This window comes from Mycolicibacterium sp. XJ879, assembly GCF_053483935.1.
In genome coordinates, this window is sequence record NZ_JBEFTH010000001.1 from 692,202 (window position 1) to 709,720 (window position 17,519).

17 protein-coding genes are annotated in these 17,519 nt (G+C 69.6%); 12 read left to right on the forward strand and 5 right to left on the reverse strand.

Going from position 1 to position 17,519, the window contains the following annotated elements; all coding sequences use genetic code 11:
* Nucleotides 1–41: 41 nt before the first annotated feature.
* From rpoZ to metK, 3 genes are all read left to right on the forward strand, one after another.
* Nucleotides 42–311, forward strand: a complete 270-nt coding sequence (gene rpoZ, locus ABQF13_RS03530) for a DNA-directed RNA polymerase subunit omega (protein WP_448391393.1) — start codon at nt 42–44, stop codon at nt 309–311.
* Between the two features lie 19 nt (nt 312–330).
* Nucleotides 331–1,578 (forward strand): bifunctional phosphopantothenoylcysteine decarboxylase/phosphopantothenate--cysteine ligase CoaBC, encoded by a 1,248-nt coding sequence (gene coaBC / locus ABQF13_RS03535; RefSeq protein WP_448391307.1) that lies wholly within the window; start codon nt 331–333, stop codon nt 1,576–1,578.
* A gap of 124 nt (nt 1,579–1,702) precedes the next feature.
* Nucleotides 1,703–2,911, forward strand: a complete 1,209-nt coding sequence (metK, locus tag ABQF13_RS03540) for a methionine adenosyltransferase (RefSeq protein WP_448391308.1) — start codon at nt 1,703–1,705, stop codon at nt 2,909–2,911.
* 50 nt (nt 2,912–2,961) lie between these two features.
* On the opposite strand, the gene ABQF13_RS03545 is transcribed toward metK, so the two are convergent.
* The gene (locus ABQF13_RS03545; RefSeq protein ID WP_448391309.1) at nt 2,962–4,464 is read right to left on the reverse strand and encodes a flavin-containing monooxygenase; all 1,503 of its coding nucleotides are present in this window, start codon (nt 4,462–4,464) and stop codon (nt 2,962–2,964) included.
* Between the two features lie 9 nt (nt 4,465–4,473).
* Complete coding sequence (locus ABQF13_RS03550; protein ID WP_448391310.1) at nt 4,474–5,424, reverse strand: alpha/beta hydrolase; 951 nt, start codon at nt 5,422–5,424, stop codon at nt 4,474–4,476.
* On the opposite strand from ABQF13_RS03550, the gene ABQF13_RS03555 reads away from it, so the two are divergent.
* The 8 genes from ABQF13_RS03555 to ribD are packed head-to-tail and all read left to right on the forward strand — an operon-like array spanning nt 5,423 to nt 14,539.
* The gene (locus tag ABQF13_RS03555) at nt 5,423–6,160 is read left to right on the forward strand and encodes a lysoplasmalogenase (RefSeq protein ID WP_448391311.1); all 738 of its coding nucleotides are present in this window, start codon (nt 5,423–5,425) and stop codon (nt 6,158–6,160) included. The two genes, ABQF13_RS03550 and ABQF13_RS03555, sit on opposite strands and share 2 nt — an antisense overlap.
* 51 nt (nt 6,161–6,211) lie before the next feature.
* Entirely contained in the window at nt 6,212–8,158 is a 1,947-nt protein-coding gene (locus ABQF13_RS03560; RefSeq protein ID WP_448391394.1) for a primosomal protein N', read from the forward strand.
* A gap of 25 nt (nt 8,159–8,183) precedes the next feature.
* Nucleotides 8,184–9,995, forward strand: a complete 1,812-nt coding sequence (locus ABQF13_RS03565; RefSeq protein WP_448391313.1) for a DUF2207 domain-containing protein — start codon at nt 8,184–8,186, stop codon at nt 9,993–9,995.
* Nucleotides 9,989–10,525 (forward strand): LemA family protein, encoded by a 537-nt coding sequence (locus ABQF13_RS03570; RefSeq protein ID WP_448391314.1) that lies wholly within the window; start codon nt 9,989–9,991, stop codon nt 10,523–10,525. The genes ABQF13_RS03565 and ABQF13_RS03570 overlap by 7 nt, the downstream gene beginning before the upstream one ends.
* Before the next feature lie 30 nt (nt 10,526–10,555).
* Complete coding sequence (gene fmt, locus ABQF13_RS03575; RefSeq protein ID WP_448391315.1) at nt 10,556–11,485, forward strand: methionyl-tRNA formyltransferase; 930 nt, start codon at nt 10,556–10,558, stop codon at nt 11,483–11,485.
* Nucleotides 11,482–12,861: an RsmB/NOP family class I SAM-dependent RNA methyltransferase gene (locus ABQF13_RS03580; protein WP_448391316.1), complete on the forward strand. Its 1,380-nt coding sequence runs from the start codon at nt 11,482–11,484 to the stop codon at nt 12,859–12,861. Before fmt ends, ABQF13_RS03580 begins: the two co-directional genes overlap by 4 nt.
* Before the next feature lie 5 nt (nt 12,862–12,866).
* Nucleotides 12,867–13,541 (forward strand): ribulose-phosphate 3-epimerase, encoded by a 675-nt coding sequence (gene rpe, locus ABQF13_RS03585; RefSeq protein WP_448391317.1) that lies wholly within the window; start codon nt 12,867–12,869, stop codon nt 13,539–13,541.
* Nucleotides 13,538–14,539, forward strand: a complete 1,002-nt coding sequence (ribD, locus tag ABQF13_RS03590) for a bifunctional diaminohydroxyphosphoribosylaminopyrimidine deaminase/5-amino-6-(5-phosphoribosylamino)uracil reductase RibD (protein WP_448391319.1) — start codon at nt 13,538–13,540, stop codon at nt 14,537–14,539. The genes rpe and ribD overlap by 4 nt, the downstream gene beginning before the upstream one ends.
* Here the strand turns inward: ribD and ABQF13_RS03595 are convergent.
* Genes ABQF13_RS03595 through ABQF13_RS03605 form a run of 3 tightly spaced genes read right to left on the reverse strand, consistent with a single transcriptional unit; the run spans nt 14,536 to nt 17,216 of the window.
* Nucleotides 14,536–15,552 carry an ABC transporter ATP-binding protein gene (locus tag ABQF13_RS03595; protein ID WP_448391321.1) on the reverse strand — a complete coding sequence of 339 codons (1,017 nt, stop codon included), beginning with the start codon at nt 15,550–15,552 and terminating at the stop codon, nt 14,536–14,538. The genes ribD and ABQF13_RS03595 overlap by 4 nt on opposite strands.
* Nucleotides 15,553–15,555: 3 nt before the next feature.
* Nucleotides 15,556–16,605 carry an ABC transporter permease gene (locus ABQF13_RS03600; RefSeq protein ID WP_448391322.1) on the reverse strand — a complete coding sequence of 350 codons (1,050 nt, stop codon included), beginning with the start codon at nt 16,603–16,605 and terminating at the stop codon, nt 15,556–15,558.
* Nucleotides 16,606–16,652: 47 nt separating this feature from the next.
* Nucleotides 16,653–17,216 (reverse strand): type 1 glutamine amidotransferase domain-containing protein, encoded by a 564-nt coding sequence (locus ABQF13_RS03605; RefSeq protein WP_448391323.1) that lies wholly within the window; start codon nt 17,214–17,216, stop codon nt 16,653–16,655.
* Between the two features lie 150 nt (nt 17,217–17,366).
* Between ABQF13_RS03605 and ABQF13_RS03610 the strand changes: the two genes are divergently transcribed.
* Nucleotides 17,367–17,519 carry a hypothetical protein gene (locus tag ABQF13_RS03610; RefSeq protein ID WP_448391324.1) on the forward strand — a complete coding sequence of 51 codons (153 nt, stop codon included), beginning with the start codon at nt 17,367–17,369 and terminating at the stop codon, nt 17,517–17,519.

Genomic DNA, 17,519 nt, shown 5'->3' on the forward strand with positions numbered 1-17,519 from the left:
CCGATACGCAGCTGGCCGCTGTGGACGACTTCGACAGGTCCATGGACATTTCAGCCGGCGCCTACGACACGCCGCTCGGCATCACCAACCCGCCGATCGACGAGTTGCTGGAGCGCGCATCGAGCAAGTACGCCCTGGTCATCTACGCCGCCAAGCGCGCGCGCCAGATCAACGACTACTACAACCAGCTCGGCGACGGCATCCTCGAGTACGTCGGCCCGCTGGTCGAGCCGGGCCTGCAGGAGAAGCCGCTGTCGATCGCGCTGCGCGAGATCCACGCCGACCTGCTCGAGCACACCGAAGGCGAGTAGCAACCCAGGAGCGGCCCGCATGGAGCCCAAGCGGATCATCGTCGGCGTCGCCGGGGGCATCGCCGCTTACAAGGCGGCGACCGTGGTCCGCCAACTCACCGAGGCCGGACATTCCGTCCGCGTCGTCCCGACCGAGTCCGCGCTGCGGTTCGTCGGCGCCGCGACGTTCGAGGCGCTGTCCGGCAACCCGGTGCACACCGACGTCTGGGACGACGTGCACGAGGTGCCCCACGTCCGCATCGGCCAGCAAGCCGACCTCGTCGTCGTCGCACCCGCCACCGCTGACCTGCTGGCCCGCGCGGTCATCGGACGCGCCGACGATCTGCTGACCGCGACGCTGCTCACGGCGCGATGTCCGGTGCTGTTGGCGCCCGCCATGCACACCGAGATGTGGTACCACCCCGCGACCGTCGACAACGTCGCCACGTTGCGACGCCGGGGCGCGGTGGTGCTCGAACCCGCGTCGGGCCGGCTCACCGGCGCCGACACCGGTGCCGGGCGGCTGCCCGAGGCCGAGGAGATCACCACGTTCGCCCATCTGCTGCTGGCCCGCGGTGATGCCCTGCCCTACGACCTGGCCGGCGTCAAGGCACTGGTGACCGCGGGCGGCACCCGCGAGCCGATCGATCCGGTGCGGTTCATCGGCAACCGCAGCTCCGGCAAGCAGGGCTACGCGATGGCCCGGGTGATGGCTCAGCGCGGCGCGGAGGTCACGCTGATCGCCGGGAACACCTCGGGGCTGATCGACCCGGCCGGCGTCGACGTCGTGCACATCGGATCGGCCGCCCAGCTCAAAGACGCCGTGTCCAAACATGCGCCCGACGCACACGTGCTGGTGATGGCGGCCGCCGTCGCCGACTTCCGGCCAGTCCGCCAGGCCACCAGCAAGATCAAGAAGGGCCCGGAAAGCGAAGGCGAACCCGTCATCGAGCTGACCCGGACCGACGATGTGCTGGCAGGCGCGGTGCGCGCCCGCGCCGACGGGCAGCTGCCGAATATGCGCGCCATCGTCGGGTTCGCCGCCGAGACTGGGGACGCCAACGGCGACGTGCTCTTCCACGCCAGGGCCAAACTCGCGCGCAAGGGCTGCGATCTGCTCGTCGTCAACGCCGTCGGGGAGAATCGGGCGTTCGAGGTGGAAGACAACGCCGGCTGGCTGCTCGCGGCCGACGGCACGGAGTCGGCTCTGGAACACGGCTCCAAGACGCTGATGGCCAGCCGTATCGTTGACGCGATCGCCTCGTTCCTCGGGAGCGGCGCCGGGTAGCTCGAGCCACGCCACATGCGGCGGCTGAGGGTTGCGCCGAACCCGCGCACGCGCTTGGGTGCATCAGGCGAGCCAAACCCCAAGGCATACAATTCGTCCAACTAACTTTCGGAAGGATCACACCGTGACGCAAGCTCGGCTGTTTACCAGTGAATCGGTAACCGAGGGCCATCCGGACAAGATCTGCGACGCCATCAGCGACTCGGTGCTCGATGCGCTGCTGGCGGACGATCCCAAATCCCGGGTCGCGGTGGAGACACTGGTGACGACCGGCCAGGTGCACGTCGTCGGCGAGGTGACGACTACGGCCAAGGAAGCGTTCGCCGACATCACCAAAACCGTGCGCGAACGGATCCTCGAGATCGGCTACGACTCATCGGATAAGGGCTTCGACGGCGAGACCTGCGGCGTCAACATCGGCATCGGCGCGCAGTCACCCGATATCGCCCAGGGCGTCGACACCGCCCACGAGACCCGCGTCGAGGGCGCCGGCGACCCGCTGGACTCCCAGGGCGCCGGTGACCAGGGGCTGATGTTCGGTTACGCCATCAAGGACACCCCCGAGCTGATGCCGCTGCCGATCGCGCTGGCGCACCGGCTGTCGCGCCGGCTGACCGAGGTCCGCAAGAGCGGTGTGCTCGACTACCTGCGCCCCGACGGCAAGACCCAGGTCACCGTCGCCTACGACGGCGTCACCCCGGTGCGCCTCGACACCGTCGTGCTCTCCACGCAGCACGCCGCTGGTATCGACCTCGATGCGACGTTGACGCCCGACATCCGCGAGAAGGTCGTCAACACCGTGCTGGCCGACCTCAACCACAGCACGATGGACACCTCCGACTTCCGCCTGCTGGTGAACCCGACCGGCAAGTTCGAACTCGGCGGGCCGATGGGCGACGCCGGGCTGACCGGCCGCAAGATCATCGTCGACACCTACGGCGGGTGGGCCCGCCACGGCGGCGGCGCGTTCTCCGGTAAGGATCCGTCCAAGGTGGACCGTTCCGCGGCGTACGCGATGCGCTGGGTGGCAAAGAACGTGGTCGCCGCGGGCTTGGCCGAACGTGTCGAGGTGCAGGTCGCCTACGCGATCGGCAAGGCCGCCCCGGTCGGGTTGTTCGTCGAGACCTTCGGCAGCGAGACCGTCGATCCCAGCCGCATCGAGAAGGCCATCACCTCGGTGTTCGACCTGCGGCCCGGCGCGATCGTGCGCGACCTGGACCTGCTGCGCCCGATCTACGCGCAGACCGCCGCCTACGGGCACTTCGGCCGCACCGACGTCGAGTTGCCGTGGGAGCGCCTCGACAAGGTCGACGAGCTCAAGGCCGCCGTCTAGGGCGATTTGTGTGCGTTTGGGCGCGCTGAACGCAACAGAACGCACACAAATCAGCTGAATGCGTAATCGTCGATCGGGAACCGGCGGCTGCGCCAGTGCGCCTCCAGCGTGGTGGCCGGCCGTAGCGGCACGTCGCCGTTGACGTCGAAGTAGTAGCTGTTGGCGAGCTTGCAGCTGTCCTGCCAGAAGATCTGCCGATGCCGTTTGCGCATCATCTCGGCGAAGTAGCGGTCGTTGGCTTCCTGTTTCACCTCGACACGGGTGGCGTGGCGGCGCCGGGCGTGGGTCAGGCACCGCACGATGTGGTGCGTTTGGGCCTCGATGAGCGCGAAGTAAGAGCTTCCGACGTACCCGTACGGCCCGAACACGGTGAAGAAGTTCGGGAAGCCGGGCGCGCTGACGCCCTCGTAGGCCTGCAGCCGCTGCTCGTTCCAGTAGCTCGACAGCGAGCGGCCTCCCGGCCCGGTGACCGCATAGGTCGGCACGCTGTCGGGGTCCATCACCTTGAAGCCGGTCGCCAGGATGAGCACGTCGATATCGCGGGTCTGCCCGTCGGCGGTCGCGACCCCGGTGCCGGTGATCTTGTCGATCGGTTCGGTCACCAGCTCGACGTTGTCGCGGTTGTACGTCGACAAGTAGGTGTTGTGAAATCCCGGCCGCTTGCAACCGACGGCGTAGCGCGGGGTGAGCTTGTCGCGGACCTGCGGGTCGTCGACCTCTTTGCGTAGGTAGTACTTGCCGATGTTCGCCATCCGCTTGGCCATCGGGTTGACCGTGAAGTACTGCGCGGGCAGCGTGAACGTGAGCTCGACGTAGGCCTGGCTGATCAGCCGCTGCAAAGTGTGACCGCCCGGCAGCCGCATCAACGCCCGCAACGCCGGTGACAGCGGCACGTCGAACTTCGGGAAACACCAGATCGGGGTGCGCTGAAATACGGTGAGCTGCTCCACGATCGGCGCGATCTCCGGAATCACCTGAACCGCTGAGGCGCCGGTGCCGATGACCGCGACGCGTTTACCGGTGAGGTCCAGGTCGTGGTCCCAGCGCGCGGTGTGCATGGTGACACCGGTGAACGAGTCGACACCGTCGATGTCGGGCAGGTTCGGGGTGATCAGCACGCCGCAGGCGTTGATCAGGTAGCGCGCGGTGACGACGCCGGGATCGGTGCGGATCTGCCACAGGTCGGTGTCGTCGTCGAAGTCGGCGGTCAGCACCTTGGTGTTGAACCGGATCTTGGGCGCCAGCCCGTACTTGTCCACACAGTGCTCGGCGTAGGCCCGCAGTTCGTGGCCGGGGGCGTAGCTGCGTGTCCAGTTCGCGCTCTTCTCGAACGAGAACTGGTAGGAGAACGACGGAATGTCCACGGCGATACCGGGATAGGTGTTCCAGTACCACGTGCCGCCGGGGCCGTCGCCGGCCTCGACCACCAGGTAGTTGCCCATCCCGGCCTGGTCCAGCTTGATCGCCGCGCCGATACCGGAGAAGCCGGCGCCGACGATGACGGTGTCGTAGTCCGGGTCGATACCCGGCCGCGCTGCCGTGGAATCGGTCATAGGCCCACGTTAGCGGGAATGCAGCGCACGGCGCAGCGCCGCCAACCCCCGGTCCATCGCCTCGGTCGCCGCCGGCACCACCCCCGCGTAACCCAGATAGCCGTGGACCAGCGTCTCGGCGTTGTGCACCTCGACGGGGACGCCGGCGGCGGTCAGCAACTCGGCGTAGCGCATCCCGTCGTCGCGCAGCGGGTCGTGGTTGGCGACGGCGATGTAGGCCGGCGGCAGGCCGGTCAGGTCGGTTGCGCGGGCGGGCACCAGCGTCGCAGGCGGATCCGACATGTCCAGATCGCCGATATACCAACGGCTATAGCCCTTGCACGCGGCCAGGCTGAGCACCGGGGCGTCGGCGTTCTCGGCGAACGACGGCAACCCGGTGTCGAACGTCGTCGACGGATACCACAACAGCTGCTGAGCGATCGCCGGTCCGCCCGCGTTGCGCGCCAGCTGGCACACCACCGCCGCGAGGTTGCCGCCCGCGGAGTCACCGGCGATGGCCAGCCGGTCGGGGTCGGCGCCCAGCTCCGCGGCGTGCGCACCGACCCATCGTGTCGCGGCCCAGGCGTCGTCGACGGCGGCGGGGTAGGGGTGCTCGGGCGCCAGCCGGTAGTCCACTGACACCACCACCGCGCCGGCGCCGACGGCGTGCATGCGGGCGGTGCCGTCGTAGGTGTCGAGGTCACCGACCGACCAGCCGCCGCCGTGCAGGAACACCACCACCGGCGCGGCGGCCCGGTCGGCCTCCGGCGGCCAGTACACGCGGATCGGGATCGGGCCTGCGGGCCCGTCGACGGTGCAGTCCTCGGTGCGCAACTCGGGGTGGACCTCACGGCGCGGCAGCTCACGGAACCGGCGGCGGGCGGCGTCGGCCCCTCCGTCGGTTGTCAACTGAAACGGAACGGCCTTTAGTACCTTCTGCAGGATGGCATCGACGGCCGGCTTCTCTTCAGCCACGGACATGGCAACACCGTACGTTCCCCGGCGCACCAAGCTGCTCTGGGTGACCGCCGCGGTGGTCGCCGCCTGCTACGGGGTGTTCCTGATCGTCACCGCGATCCGGCTGCCCGCGGGTGCGGAGCTGACCGGTCAGTTCACCCTGCAACCAGCGGCCAAGGCGCTGGCCGCGGTGCTGCTGGCCGCCGCGGCCGTCAGCCATCCGATCGCGCGGGAACGACGTTGGCTGATCGGCGCCCTGCTGTTCTCGGCCGCGGGCGACTTCCTGTTGGCGCTGCCGTGGTGGGAACCGTCGTTCGTGCTCGGCCTGGCGGCGTTTCTGGTGGCCCACCTGTGCTTTCTGGGTGCGCTGGTGCCGCTGGTCGAGCGGACGGCGCCGGGGGTGGCGTTTGCGACGGTCACCATCGCCGCCTGTGTGGCGCTGCTGATCTGGTTCTGGCCCGGGTTGATCGCCCTGGGGATGGCCGTGCCGGTGGTGCTCTACATCGCGGTGCTGGGGGCGATGGTGTGCGCCGCGCTGCTGGCCCGGCTGCCCACGCCGTGGACCGCGCTGGGCGCGGTGTGTTTCGCGGTGTCCGACGCGATGATCGGCATCAGCAAGTTCGTGCTGGCACCGGAGAACGCCGAGGCGTTGGCGGTGCCGATCTGGTGGGGGTACTCGGCGTCGCTGGTGCTCATCACCGCGGGCTTCTTCTTCGGCCGCACGGCAGGATCGTCGCCGTCCTCTGCTACCACTGGGTAGGTGAAGATTCGACAGCAAGCCGAGCACGAGCCGATCGCGCGCGTGCTGCCCATGCTGTCGGTGCCGCACCTCGACCGGGAGTTCGACTACCTGGTATCGGCCGAGCAGTCCGACGACGCCCAGCCCGGTGTGCGGGTGCGGGTCCGGTTCTCCGGTCGGCTGGTCGACGCCTTCATCCTCGAAAGGCGTTCGGACACCGACCATGTCGGAAAACTCGGCTGGCTGGACCGGGTGCTGTCGGCCGAGCCGGTGCTCACCCCTGAGGTGCGCCGGCTCGCCGGCGCGGTCGCCGCGCGCTACGCGGGTACCCGCGCCGACGTGCTGCGTCTGGCCATTCCGCCGCGCCACGCCCGCGTCGAGAAGCAACCCCAGGCCGAGCCGGCGCCGCTGGCCGTCAAACCCGTTGACCCCGCGGCCTGGTCGGCCTACGGCGGCGGGGAGCGGTTCCTGGCCGCGCTGGGCGACGGCCGCGCCGCCCGTGCCGTCTGGCAGGCGCTGCCCGGTGAGCGCTGGGCCGAGCGGCTCGCCGAGATCGCGGCCGCCACCGTCGACTCCGGGCGCGGGGTGTTGGTGATCGTGCCGGATCAGAGCGACATCGACACGATGCACGCCGCCGCCGTCGCCTACGTCGACGAGGACCGGGTGGTGGCGCTGTCGGCGGGTCTCGGTCCCGCCCAGCGCTACCGGCGGTGGCTTTCGGTGCTGCGCGGCGGCGCTCGTTTGGTGATCGGCACACGCAGCGCGGTGTTCGCACCCGTCGCCGACCTCGGCCTGGCGGTGGTGTGGGACGACGGCGACGACACCCTCGCCGAGCCCCGCGCGCCCTACCCGCACGCCCGCGAGGTCGCGATGCTGCGTGCGCACCAACTGCGCTGCGCGGCGCTGATCGGCGGCTATGCCCGGACGGCCGAAGCCCAGGCGCTGGTGCGCAGCGGCTGGGCGCACGACCTGGTGGCACCGCGCACCGCGGTGCGGACCGCCGCGGCGCGCGTCGTCGCCATCGAGGACAGCGGCTACGCGCAGGAACGCGATCCCGCTGCCCGCACCGCGCGGTTGCCGTCGATGGCGCTGCAGGCCGCACGCACCGCCCTGCAACAGGGTGCACCGGTGCTGGTGCAGGTACCGCGACGCGGATACGTGCCCGCGCTGGCCTGCAACCGCTGCCGCGCCGTGGCGCGGTGCAGGCACTGCACCGGACCGCTGTCGCTGCCGGACCGCGACACCGCCGGGGTGGTGTGCCGCTGGTGTGGCCGCGTCGACACCGCGTTGCGTTGTGCGCGCTGCGGATCCGACGCCGTGCGCGCGGTGGTCGTCGGTGCCCGCCGCACCGCCGAGGAACTCGGGCGGGCGTTCGCCGGTACGACGGTCATCACCTCCGGCGGTGACGCGATGGTGTCCAGCGTCGCCGCCGCACCTGCGCTCGTGGTCGCAACGCCCGGCGCCGAGCCGAAGGCCGCCGACGGGTACGGTGCGGCGCTGCTGCTGGACAGCTGGGCCCTGCTCGGCCGCCAGGACCTGCGCGCGGCCGAGGACACCCTGCGACGCTGGATGGCCGCTGCCGCTCTGGTGCGCAGCCGCGCCGACGGCGGCGTGGTGGCGGTGGTCGCCGACTCGGCGATTCCCACTGTGCAGGCGCTGATCCGGTGGGATCCGGTCGGCCACGCCGAGGAAGAACTCGACGCCCGGACCGAGGTCGGGCTGCCGCCGGCGATGCACATGGCCGCCGTCGACGGTGTGCCCGAATCGGTGCGCACGCTGCTCGACACCGTGGAAATGCCCGATGCCGCAGAGGTTTTGGGGCCTGTCGACCTGCCTGTCGGAGCGCGACGGCCGCCGGGTGTGCCGCCGGGCAGCGCCGTGAGCCGGATGCTGGTCCGGGTGCCCCGCGGCGGCGGCCTGGCACTGGCGACCGCCCTGCGCCGGGCCATCGGCCTGCTCAGCGCCCGCCACGATCAGCACCCGGTTCGTGTGCAAATCGACCCGTTACACATAGGGTAATGCGCACACGGAACCGGAGGTGGGTATGCGGCGGCTACTCCTGGTGCTCTTGCTGTTGGGACTCATCACGTTTGGTGTCCTGTGGCCGCGGCTCTTCGATTCGTGGTCGGAACAAGCCTCCGACGCCGCGGACCCGGTGGTGTTCAGCGAGTTCCGTGCCGACTTCACCGTCGCCGCCGACGGCCGCCTCGACGCGATCGAGACCATCACCGCCGAGTTCCCCGCCGGGCGCCACGGCCTGTTCCGGTACTGGGATGTCGCCAACCCCAACGTTCCCGGCATCCGGCAGCGACCGCAGATCACCTCGATACAGCTCGACGGCGAGCCGGCCAAGTACGAGATGCTGTGGGAGAACGGCACGCGCTTTCGCGTAGCCAAGATCGGCGACCCCGACGTGTACCTGAGCTCGGGCACCCACGTCTTCGAGATCCGCTACACCATCGACGGGGTGCTCGACCCGGCCGACATCGGCGCCGACAGGCGGTTCGCGACGTCGGTCGGTTCGGCCGAAACCGCGGAGTCGGTGTTCTTCTGGAATGTGATCGCCCCGTCGTGGAACAACCGGATCCAGCGCGCTGACATCTCGATCACGCTGCCCGGCGAGGTCGGCCGCGTACAGTGTTCGGTCGGCCACGGCATCGGATCACCCTGCCGCGGTGTCAGCGCATCCGCGGGCACCGTACAACTGTCGGCGGTCAACCTGCCGCCGCGCACCCCCGTCACGGTGCGGGCCAGCCTGGACGTTCCGGTCCCGCCGCGCCACGAGCTGCCGTGGCCGCAGGCATGGGACGGAGTGTTGGGCCAGTCCGTCGCGGGGCTGGTCTGGGTTGGCGGGCTCACCGTCGCCGCGGCGCTGCTCGCCATGTGGTGGTACGGCCGGATCCTGGAGACTCCGCCCGGATTTCCGTTGCAGTACAGTCCACCGGACGGCCTCGGCCCGGTCCAGACCGAATACATCCGCACCGAGAACGTGCCCGCCAATGCGCTCACCGCCACGCTGTTCCACCTCGCCGAACGCCGGCTGATCGCGCTGCAGCAGATCAGCGACAAACACTGGAAGATCCGCGGGATCGCCGAAGAGGGGGCTTGGGCCGACGCCGATCCCGTCGGCGTCACGGTCGGTGCGGCACTCAAGGTGCTGGGACCCGGTAAGGAGTTCGACGCCAAGCGGACCGTCAAGTCGGGGGAGCGGTTGAGCAAGGCCAAGACCGATCTGGCTGCGGCAGTGCACAATTGGGCGCTCGATGAGAGGCTGCTCGTCAAGAAGCGCTCCGAGTGGTGGCTGCGGGCGGCCAACGCCGCCGCCTTCGTGGTGATGCTGCTGTGCTTCTTTCGGTGGTTCGGCATCACCAACACGCTGTGGGCGGTGCCGTTCGCGGTGTTCTTCCTGTTGACGACCCCGGCCTGGTTGCCCGGTGTCGGCACCCGCCGCACCGCCGCGGGCCGTGAACTGTGGTCGCGCGCAGGCGGATTTCACCGCATGCTGGCTACCGACTCCGCCGAGAGCCGGTTCGACTTCGCAGCGCACAAGGACCTCTACACCGCCTACATTCCGTTCGCGGTGGCCGCGGGTGCCGCGGCGTTGTGGGCCAAGAAGTATGAGGCGGTGATGGGTCAGCCTGCCCCCCAACCGGACTGGTATCACGCGCCGGCGTCGAGCGGGTGGGGTTCCACCAGCGGGTCCGGCGGGGCGAACTTCGACAGTTTCGAATCGGCGCTGTCGTCGTCGATCAGCGCCTACACCGCCTCACAGTCGTCTTCGTCGTCCTCCGGTGGCGGCGGTGGCGGCGGTGGCGGTGGCGGCGGAGGAGGAGGAGGTGGAGGCGGGTCATGGTGAGGTTGCTGTTGATCGTTCTGCTGATGCTCGCGGTGGCGGCGCTGGTCAGCTTTGTGTTGGGTTACAACAGAATTCGCGCCGCCGATATCCGGGTTGCCGAGGCGCTTTCGGGCATCGACGTAGAGTTGATGCGCCGGGCGTCGCTGATCCCCAGCCTGGTGCACACCGTGCAGACATTCGCCGCGCACGAGAAGGCGATCCTCGACCACGTCACCAACGCCCGCGCTGCGCTGGCATCGGCGACGACCGGCAAGTCGGTGGCCCAGCGCAGCGCCGCCGAGAAGGAACTCGACAGCGCGCTGGTGCCCCTGCTGGCGCTCGGCCAGAACTATCCGCAGCTCAACTCTTCAGAGAACTTCCTGCAGCTGCAGAACAGCCTCGCCGACACCGAGGACAAGCTGGCGTTCGCCCGCCAGTACTACAACGACGCGGTGGCCACGGTGAACCGGCTGATCACCACGATTCCGTGGATGTTCGTCGCGCCGTTGGTCGGGGTGTCCGAACGCGAGTTCTACCAGACGCCACGGTGAGCGCCGCCGTCGTCTCACTAGACTGGCTCGGTGCGCATCGTCTTCGCCGGCACCCCGGAACCCGCCCTGCCCGCGCTGCGCCGGCTTCTCGAATCGCCACGCCACGACGTCGTCGCGGTGCTGACCCGCCCCGACGCCGCCGCGGGCCGGCGGGCCAAACCCGCACCGTCGCCGGTGGCCCGCGTCGCGCTCGAACACGATATTCCGGTGCTGCGACCGGCGCGGCCCAACTCCGATGAGTTCATCGCCGAACTGACCGAGTTGGGCCCGGACTGCTGCGCGGTGGTGGCCTACGGCGCGCTGCTGAGCGAGCACCTGCTGGCCGTGCCCCGACACGGCTGGGTCAACCTGCACTTCTCGCTGCTGCCGGCCTGGCGCGGCGCCGCGCCCGTGCAGGCCGCGATCGCCGCCGGCGACACCGTGACCGGTGCGACGACGTTTCTGATCGAACCCGCTCTGGACTCCGGCCCCGTCTACGGCGTGGTCACCGAGACCATCCAGCCGACCGACACGGCGGGGGATCTGCTTGACCGGCTGGCGGTTTCGGGCGCTGAGCTGTTGGAGACGACGCTGGACGGCATCGCCGACGGTACGTTGACCCCGGTCCCGCAGCCGTCCGACGGGGTCAGCGTCGCCCCCAAGATCACCGTCGAGCAGGCCCGCGTGCGGTGGGACCTGCCCGCCCACGTGGTGGAACGCCGCATCCGCGCGGTCACCCCCAACCCCGGCGCCTGGACGACGATCGGCGACCTGCGGATCAAGCTCGGGCCGGTGACTGTCGACGGCGACGCAGAACCGTTGCCGCCCGGCATAATTCAAGCTGACCGCAAAAGCGTACGGGTCGGCACCGCGTCGCAACCGGTGCGGCTCGGCGTCATCCAGCCGCCCGGCAAGAAGCCGATGGACGCCGCCGACTGGGCCCGCGGCGCCCGGCTCGACGGCACCGCGCAGGCGACATGACCAGACCCCGTCGTCCCCGCCCCGCGCGCCGTCGACCGCTCGACCCCGCTCGCCGCGCGGCCTTCGACGTGCTGCGCGCGGTATCGGAGAAAGATGCCTACGCCAACCTCGCGCTGCCCGCACTGCTGCGCGAGCGCGGAATCAGCGGCCGCGACGCGGCATTCGCCACCGAGCTGGCCTACGGTACGTCCCGCACCCGCGGGCTGCTGGACGCGATCATCAGCGACGCCGCCGGACGCCCCACCGACCGCATCGATCCCGTGCTGCTCGATCTGCTGCGGCTGGGCACCTACCAGCTGCTGCGCACCCGCGTTGAGCAACACGCCGCGGTGTCCACCACCGTCGAACAGGCCGGTATCGAATTCGACTCGGCCCGTGCGGGTTTCGTCAACGGTGTGCTACGCACCATTGCCGGGCGCGACGAGAGCGCCTGGGTGCAGCAGCTGGCGCCCGACAAGGCCGCCGATCCGATCGGTCACGCGGCGTTCGTGCACGCCCACCCCAGGTGGATCGCGCAGGCGTTCGCCGACGCGCTCGGCGCCGAGGCCGGCCAGCTCGACGCGCTGCTGGCCAGCAACGACGCCCGTCCCGCTGTGCACCTGGCGGCGCGCCCCGGCGCGCTCACCGCCGAAGAACTGGCCGCGCAGGTCGACGGCACCGTCGGGCGGTATTCACCGCACGCGGTGTATCTGGCCGGGGGTGATCCCGGCCGGCTGGAACCCGTACGCGCCGGCGCCGCGCTGGTGCAGGACGAAGGCAGCCAGCTGGTGGCCCGTGCGCTGACGCTGGCCGAAGTCGACGGACCCGATACCGGTCGGTGGCTGGACCTGTGCGCCGGGCCTGGCGGTAAGACCGCGCTGCTGGCCGCCCTGGCCGCTGAGCAGGGCACGGCGCAGGTCACCGCCGTGGAACCCAACTCGCGGCGCGCTGAGCTCGTCGAGCAGAACACCCGGGGGCTGACCGTCGACGTGCGGCGCGTCGACGGGCGCGATAGCGGTCTGAAACCCGGCTTCGACCGGGTACTGGTGGACGCGCCGTGCACCGGGCTGGGCGCGTTGCGGCGCAGGCCGGAAGCGCGGTGGCGCCGCCAACCCGACGATGTGCCGCAACTGGCCAAGCTGCAGCGCGAACTGCTGGCCGCCGCGATCTCGCTGACCCGGCCGGGCGGGGTGGTGCTGTACGCGACGTGCTCACCGCACCTGGCCGAGACGGTCGGCATCGTCGCCGACGCGCTGCGCCGCCACCCGGTGAGTGCACACGACACCCGGCCGCTCTTCGCGCCCGTCGACCAGCTGGGTGACGGGCCGTACGTGCAGCTGTGGCCGCACCGCCACGGCACCGACGCGATGTTCGCCGCCGCGCTCCAGATAAGGTGACGAACATGTCGAAGCCCCTGATCGCGCCGTCGATTCTGGCAGCCGACTTCGCCAGGCTGGCCGAGGAGGCCGCCGCCGTGAAGGGCGCCGACTGGTTGCACGTCGACGTAATGGACAACCACTTCGTGCCGAACCTGACGATCGGCCTTCCGGTGGTCGAGGCGCTGCTGTCCACCACCGACATCCCGATGGACTGCCATCTGATGATCGAGGACCCGAAGCGCTGGGCGCCGCCGTACGCTGAGGCCGGCGCCCACAACGTCACCTTCCACGCCGAGGCGACCGACAAACCCGTCGCCGTCGCCCGTGACATCCGCGCCGCGGGCGCCAAGGCCGGCCTGGCCGTCAAACCGGGCACCCCGATCGAGCCCTACCTGGAGATCCTCGGCGAGTTCGACACGATGCTGATCATGTCGGTGGAACCGGGCTTCGGCGGGCAGAAGTTCATCCCCGAGGTGCTTCCCAAGGTGGGTGTCGTGCGCCGCCTGGTCGACGCCGGCGAGCTGACCATCCTGGTCGAGATCGACGGCGGCATCAACGCCGACACCATCGAGCAGGCAGCGGTGGCCGGCGTGGACTGTTTCGTGGCCGGTTCGGCGGTGTACAGCGCGTCCGATCCAGCCGCCGCGGTGGAGTCGTTGCGCCGCCAGGCCGCTGCGGCGTCCACGCACTTTCGATGAACCTCGAGGCCGCGATGCGGCTGGCCGTCGATAAGGCCAACGAAGTCAAGGGCAGGACGTATCCCAACCCGCCGGTGGGCGCGGTCATCCTCGATCGCGACGACGACGTGGCAGGCGTCGGCGCCACCGAGCCGCCTGGCGGGCCGCACGCCGAGGTGGTCGCGCTGCGCAGGGCGGGGGAGCGCGCCGTCGGCGGCACCGCCGTGGTCACGCTGGAACCGTGCAACCACCACGGCAGGACGCCGCCGTGTGTGGATACCCTTGTCGGGGCGGGGGTTTCACGGGTCGCCTACGCGGTGACCGATCCAAACCCGGTGGCCGCAGGCGGTGCGGCGCGGCTGGCCGAGATGGGCATCGAGGTGCTCGCCGGTGTGCTCGCGGCTGACGTCGCGGGCGGTCCGCTGCGGGAGTGGCTGCACAAACAGCGCACCGGATCCCCGCATGTGACATGGAAGTTCGCCACCAGCGTCGACGGGCGAAGCGCGGCCGCCGACGGCACCAGCCAGTGGATCACCAGTGAAGCCGCACGCGCCGACGTGCACCGCAGGCGCGCGGTGGCCGACGCGATTGTGGTCGGCACCGGCACGGTGTTCGTCGACGACCCCGCGCTGACCGCGCGGCTATCCGACGGCTCGCTCGCCGCGCGCCAACCGTTGCGGGTCGTCGTTGGCGAGCGCGAGATACCTTCTGATGCAAATGTTCTGAACGATGATTCACCGACGATGGTGATCCGCACCCGAGATCCGCACGAGGTGCTCAAGGCGCTGTCGGACCGCACCGACGTGCTGGTGGAGGGCGGGCCGACGCTGGCGGGTGCGTTCCTTCGGGCGGGGGTGATCCACCGTATTCTGGCCTATGTGGCGCCGATCCTGTTGGGCGGCCCGGTAACCGCGGTCGACGACGTCGGTGTGCTGTCCGTCGCCCACGCCCAACGATGGCGCTTCGACGGGATCGAACCGATCGGTCCGGACGTGATGCTCAGCCTGGTGCCCGCCTAATCGTCGTTATCTTCTTCGTTGTCCTCTTCGTGTGACAGGGGCCGGTGCTCGATGAGGTCACGGGTGCCCGATCCGAGCCGTTCGCGAAACGCCTGCACCGTGTAGCCGACCACCACCGCGTCGGTGCGGGCCCGCACGGTTGCCGAGCGGGGCAGGTGGAACAGCGGGCCGAACTCGCCGAAATAGTCACCGGCGACGGCCAGCTTGAGCATTTCCGCACCGCCGCCGGGGAGTTCGCGCACGATCTCGAGTTCGCCCTCGGAGACCAGATAGATCAGCTGGCCCATCGTGCCCTGTTCGAACAGCACGTCGCCGGCGGCCAACTCCGTCGTCTCGGGGCCCCGGTCGGTGGCGGTGAAGCCGGGGACAAGATCGACGACCCGGTCGGCCAGCGGCAGAATCCTCGCGTCGTGGGTGGCGACCACCACGATCCGGTCACCGGATGCCAGCTCGCGGATCAGCTTGAGCACCTCCTCGACCTGAATGAAATCCAGGTGCGCGGTCGGCTCGTCGGCCAGGATCAGCGGCGGGTCCAGTGCGACGGCGCGGGCCACCGCCACCCGCTGCTGCTGACCGCCGCTGAGGTCACCGGGGTGGTGGTGCAGTCGGTCGTGCAGGCCGACCCGCGCCAACAGTTGGTCGGCGCGTTTGGACGCCGCCCGCCGCGACATGCCCGACGCCAGCAGCGGCACCATCACGTTTTCCCGCGCGGTTAGGCTGGGCACCAGGTTGAACGCCTGAAAGACGATGCCGACGGTTTCGCGCCGAAACGTCGACAGCTCGCGCGCGTCCAGCGCCGTCACGTCGACATCGCCGAACTTGATGGTGCCCGCGGTGGGGCGCAGGATCGCACCGAGGCAGGACAACAAGGTCGTCTTTCCACAACCACTGGGGCCCAGCAGGATCACCAGCGAGCCGGCCGCCACGTCGAGGTTGAGCCCGTCGATGGGGCGTACCGCGTATCCGGCGTTGGCGTATTCGACGACCAGGTTCTGCACGGACAGATCACCCATGGCTCACGGCCCTCCGAACGCGACGGCCGGGTCGACCGACACCGCTTGGCGCAGGCCTGTGGCGCTCGCGATCAGACCGACCACGACGGCGAGCATCGGTAAAGCGGCATAGGCCTGCCCCGGCACGATCACCTGCATCGGGAACAACGGTCCGAGCAGCACGGACAGCGCGATGCCCAGTAGCGCGGCCAACAGTGCCACGATGACTGCTTGCAGCGCCAGCCCGCCCATCACCGCCCGGGTGGTTACCCCAATTGCCTTGAACACCGCGAAATCTCGCAGCCGTTCCAGCGCCGAAAGGTAGATCACCGATCCGACGATCAGCGCCGCCACCACCCACAGCAGGACCGCGACGATGGTGATCGAGTTGACCGCGACCCGCAACGGCCGCATCAGGTCGTCGATCGCGCCGCTGCGATCGATCGTGCGGTAGCCGTCGGGCGGCTGTTCGAGCGTGCCACGAATCCCGATGGAGGACACCAGTTGTTGGCTGCCGTACACCAACTGCCGGGCACCGTCGGTGGTCAAGAACACGTTGGGCAGGTTCGCCAACGCTGTGGAGTTCTCCACGATGCCGACGATGCGCAACGTGCGCGAGGCGATTTCGACTTCGTCGCCCAGACCGCGCCCTAGCGTACTGGACACCGCAACCTCATCGGTGGACGCCGGAGCCCTGCCGTCGGACACCGCGGGCATACCGGGACCCTGTTCGGGTGCACCGAATATGCCGATGTTGCGGGTGTCGTCGACGAGCGTGGCGGTGCCGCCGGCGTACACGAGCGGTGCCGCCGCCTCGACCCCCGGCGCGCGGGCGACCCGCTCCAACTCCGTCGGCCCGAACGGCGTCGCACCGACGAACGGCCCGGATGCTCCGGACATCACCAGGTACTGGTCCACCCCCAAGGTGTTTACGGTCCGCTCGGCTTCCCACCGAAATCCGTTGGCCAAACCCGTGAGCACCAGCGTCATCGCGAAGATGATCGCCGTCGACATCACCGCGATGGCGAAACGCCGCCTTCTCCACTGCATGTCGCGGAGGGCGGCCATTAGCATGCCCGCGACGTTACCGACGGGCGCCGTGTCGTGGGCCTGCTTTGGCCTTACTCCGCGCTGCCTGCGAACGTATTGACAAGCGAGTCGCAGAACGCGGGCAGATCATCGGGTTTGCGGCTGGACACCAAAGTGTTTGGCCCGCGCGAACATTCGACGACCTCCTCGTCGACCCAGTTGGCGCCGGCGTTGACGAGGTCGGTCTTGACGCTGGGCCACGACGTCATCATCCGGCCCCGCACCACGTCCGCCTCGACCAGTGTCCACGGTCCGTGACAGATCACCGCGACCGGTTTGCCTGCGTCGAAGAAACTCTTCGTGAACGCGACCGCCGCGGCGTTGGTGCGCAGGAAGTCGGGGTTGGCGACACCGCCGGGCAGCACCAACGCGTCGTACTCCGAAACCGACACGGCGCCAGCCGACTTGTCCGCCTCGAAGGTGTCCGCCGGGGTCAGGTGGTTGAACGCCTGGATCTTGCCGACTTCGGTCGACACCAGCTCCGGTGTTCCCCCGGCCTGTTCGACCGCTTTCCACGGTTCGGTCAGCTCGACCTGCTCGACGCCCTCAGGCGCGACCAGGAACGCAATTTTCTTGCCGTTCAGTGAAGTTGCCATGAATCTTTCTCCCGTGACGATGTGGTCTAGGGCACGCATACCCGCCGTTTCGGGCGGCCAATCAGGGTGCCGGCACCGGTACACTCGTACCGGAATGACAGTTGTGTGAGCACAACGGCACAATGCAACGGCACAATGGGAGGAGCGAGCATGACTGCACTGCAGACGTGGCTCAACTATCGGCCCATCGGCCCCCGCAGCCTGACGTCGCTGGTCTGCAATGTGCTGGGGGAGCGCAACGACCCTCAGCCTGCGCGTCGCGCCGAGCCGGTGCTGCTCGAGCGCGGGATGGAACGCTGCTGA

Excerpts from the sequence above, each read along its gene's own strand:
- rpe (WP_448391317.1), top strand. The coding sequence starts at position 12,867 with ATGTCGAAGCCCCTGATCGCGCCGTCGATTCTGGCAGCCGACTTCGCC.
- ABQF13_RS03580 (WP_448391316.1), top strand. The coding sequence starts at position 11,482 with ATGACCAGACCCCGTCGTCCCCGCCCCGCGCGCCGTCGACCGCTCGAC.
- ABQF13_RS03595 (WP_448391321.1), bottom strand. The coding sequence starts at position 15,552 with ATGGGTGATCTGTCCGTGCAGAACCTGGTCGTCGAATACGCCAACGCC.
- coaBC (WP_448391307.1), top strand. The coding sequence starts at position 331 with ATGGAGCCCAAGCGGATCATCGTCGGCGTCGCCGGGGGCATCGCCGCT.
- ABQF13_RS03545 (WP_448391309.1), bottom strand. The coding sequence starts at position 4,464 with ATGACCGATTCCACGGCAGCGCGGCCGGGTATCGACCCGGACTACGAC.
- rpoZ (WP_448391393.1), top strand. The coding sequence starts at position 42 with ATGGACATTTCAGCCGGCGCCTACGACACGCCGCTCGGCATCACCAAC.
- ABQF13_RS03605 (WP_448391323.1), bottom strand. The coding sequence starts at position 17,216 with ATGGCAACTTCACTGAACGGCAAGAAAATTGCGTTCCTGGTCGCGCCT.
- ABQF13_RS03550 (WP_448391310.1), bottom strand. The coding sequence starts at position 5,424 with ATGTCCGTGGCTGAAGAGAAGCCGGCCGTCGATGCCATCCTGCAGAAG.
- ABQF13_RS03565 (WP_448391313.1), top strand. The coding sequence starts at position 8,184 with ATGCGGCGGCTACTCCTGGTGCTCTTGCTGTTGGGACTCATCACGTTT.
- ABQF13_RS03570 (WP_448391314.1), top strand. The coding sequence starts at position 9,989 with ATGGTGAGGTTGCTGTTGATCGTTCTGCTGATGCTCGCGGTGGCGGCG.
- ABQF13_RS03600 (WP_448391322.1), bottom strand. The coding sequence starts at position 16,605 with ATGCTAATGGCCGCCCTCCGCGACATGCAGTGGAGAAGGCGGCGTTTC.
- ribD (WP_448391319.1), top strand. The coding sequence starts at position 13,538 with ATGAACCTCGAGGCCGCGATGCGGCTGGCCGTCGATAAGGCCAACGAA.
- ABQF13_RS03610 (WP_448391324.1), top strand. The coding sequence starts at position 17,367 with ATGACTGCACTGCAGACGTGGCTCAACTATCGGCCCATCGGCCCCCGC.
- ABQF13_RS03555 (WP_448391311.1), top strand. The coding sequence starts at position 5,423 with ATGGCAACACCGTACGTTCCCCGGCGCACCAAGCTGCTCTGGGTGACC.
- ABQF13_RS03560 (WP_448391394.1), top strand. The coding sequence starts at position 6,212 with ATGCTGTCGGTGCCGCACCTCGACCGGGAGTTCGACTACCTGGTATCG.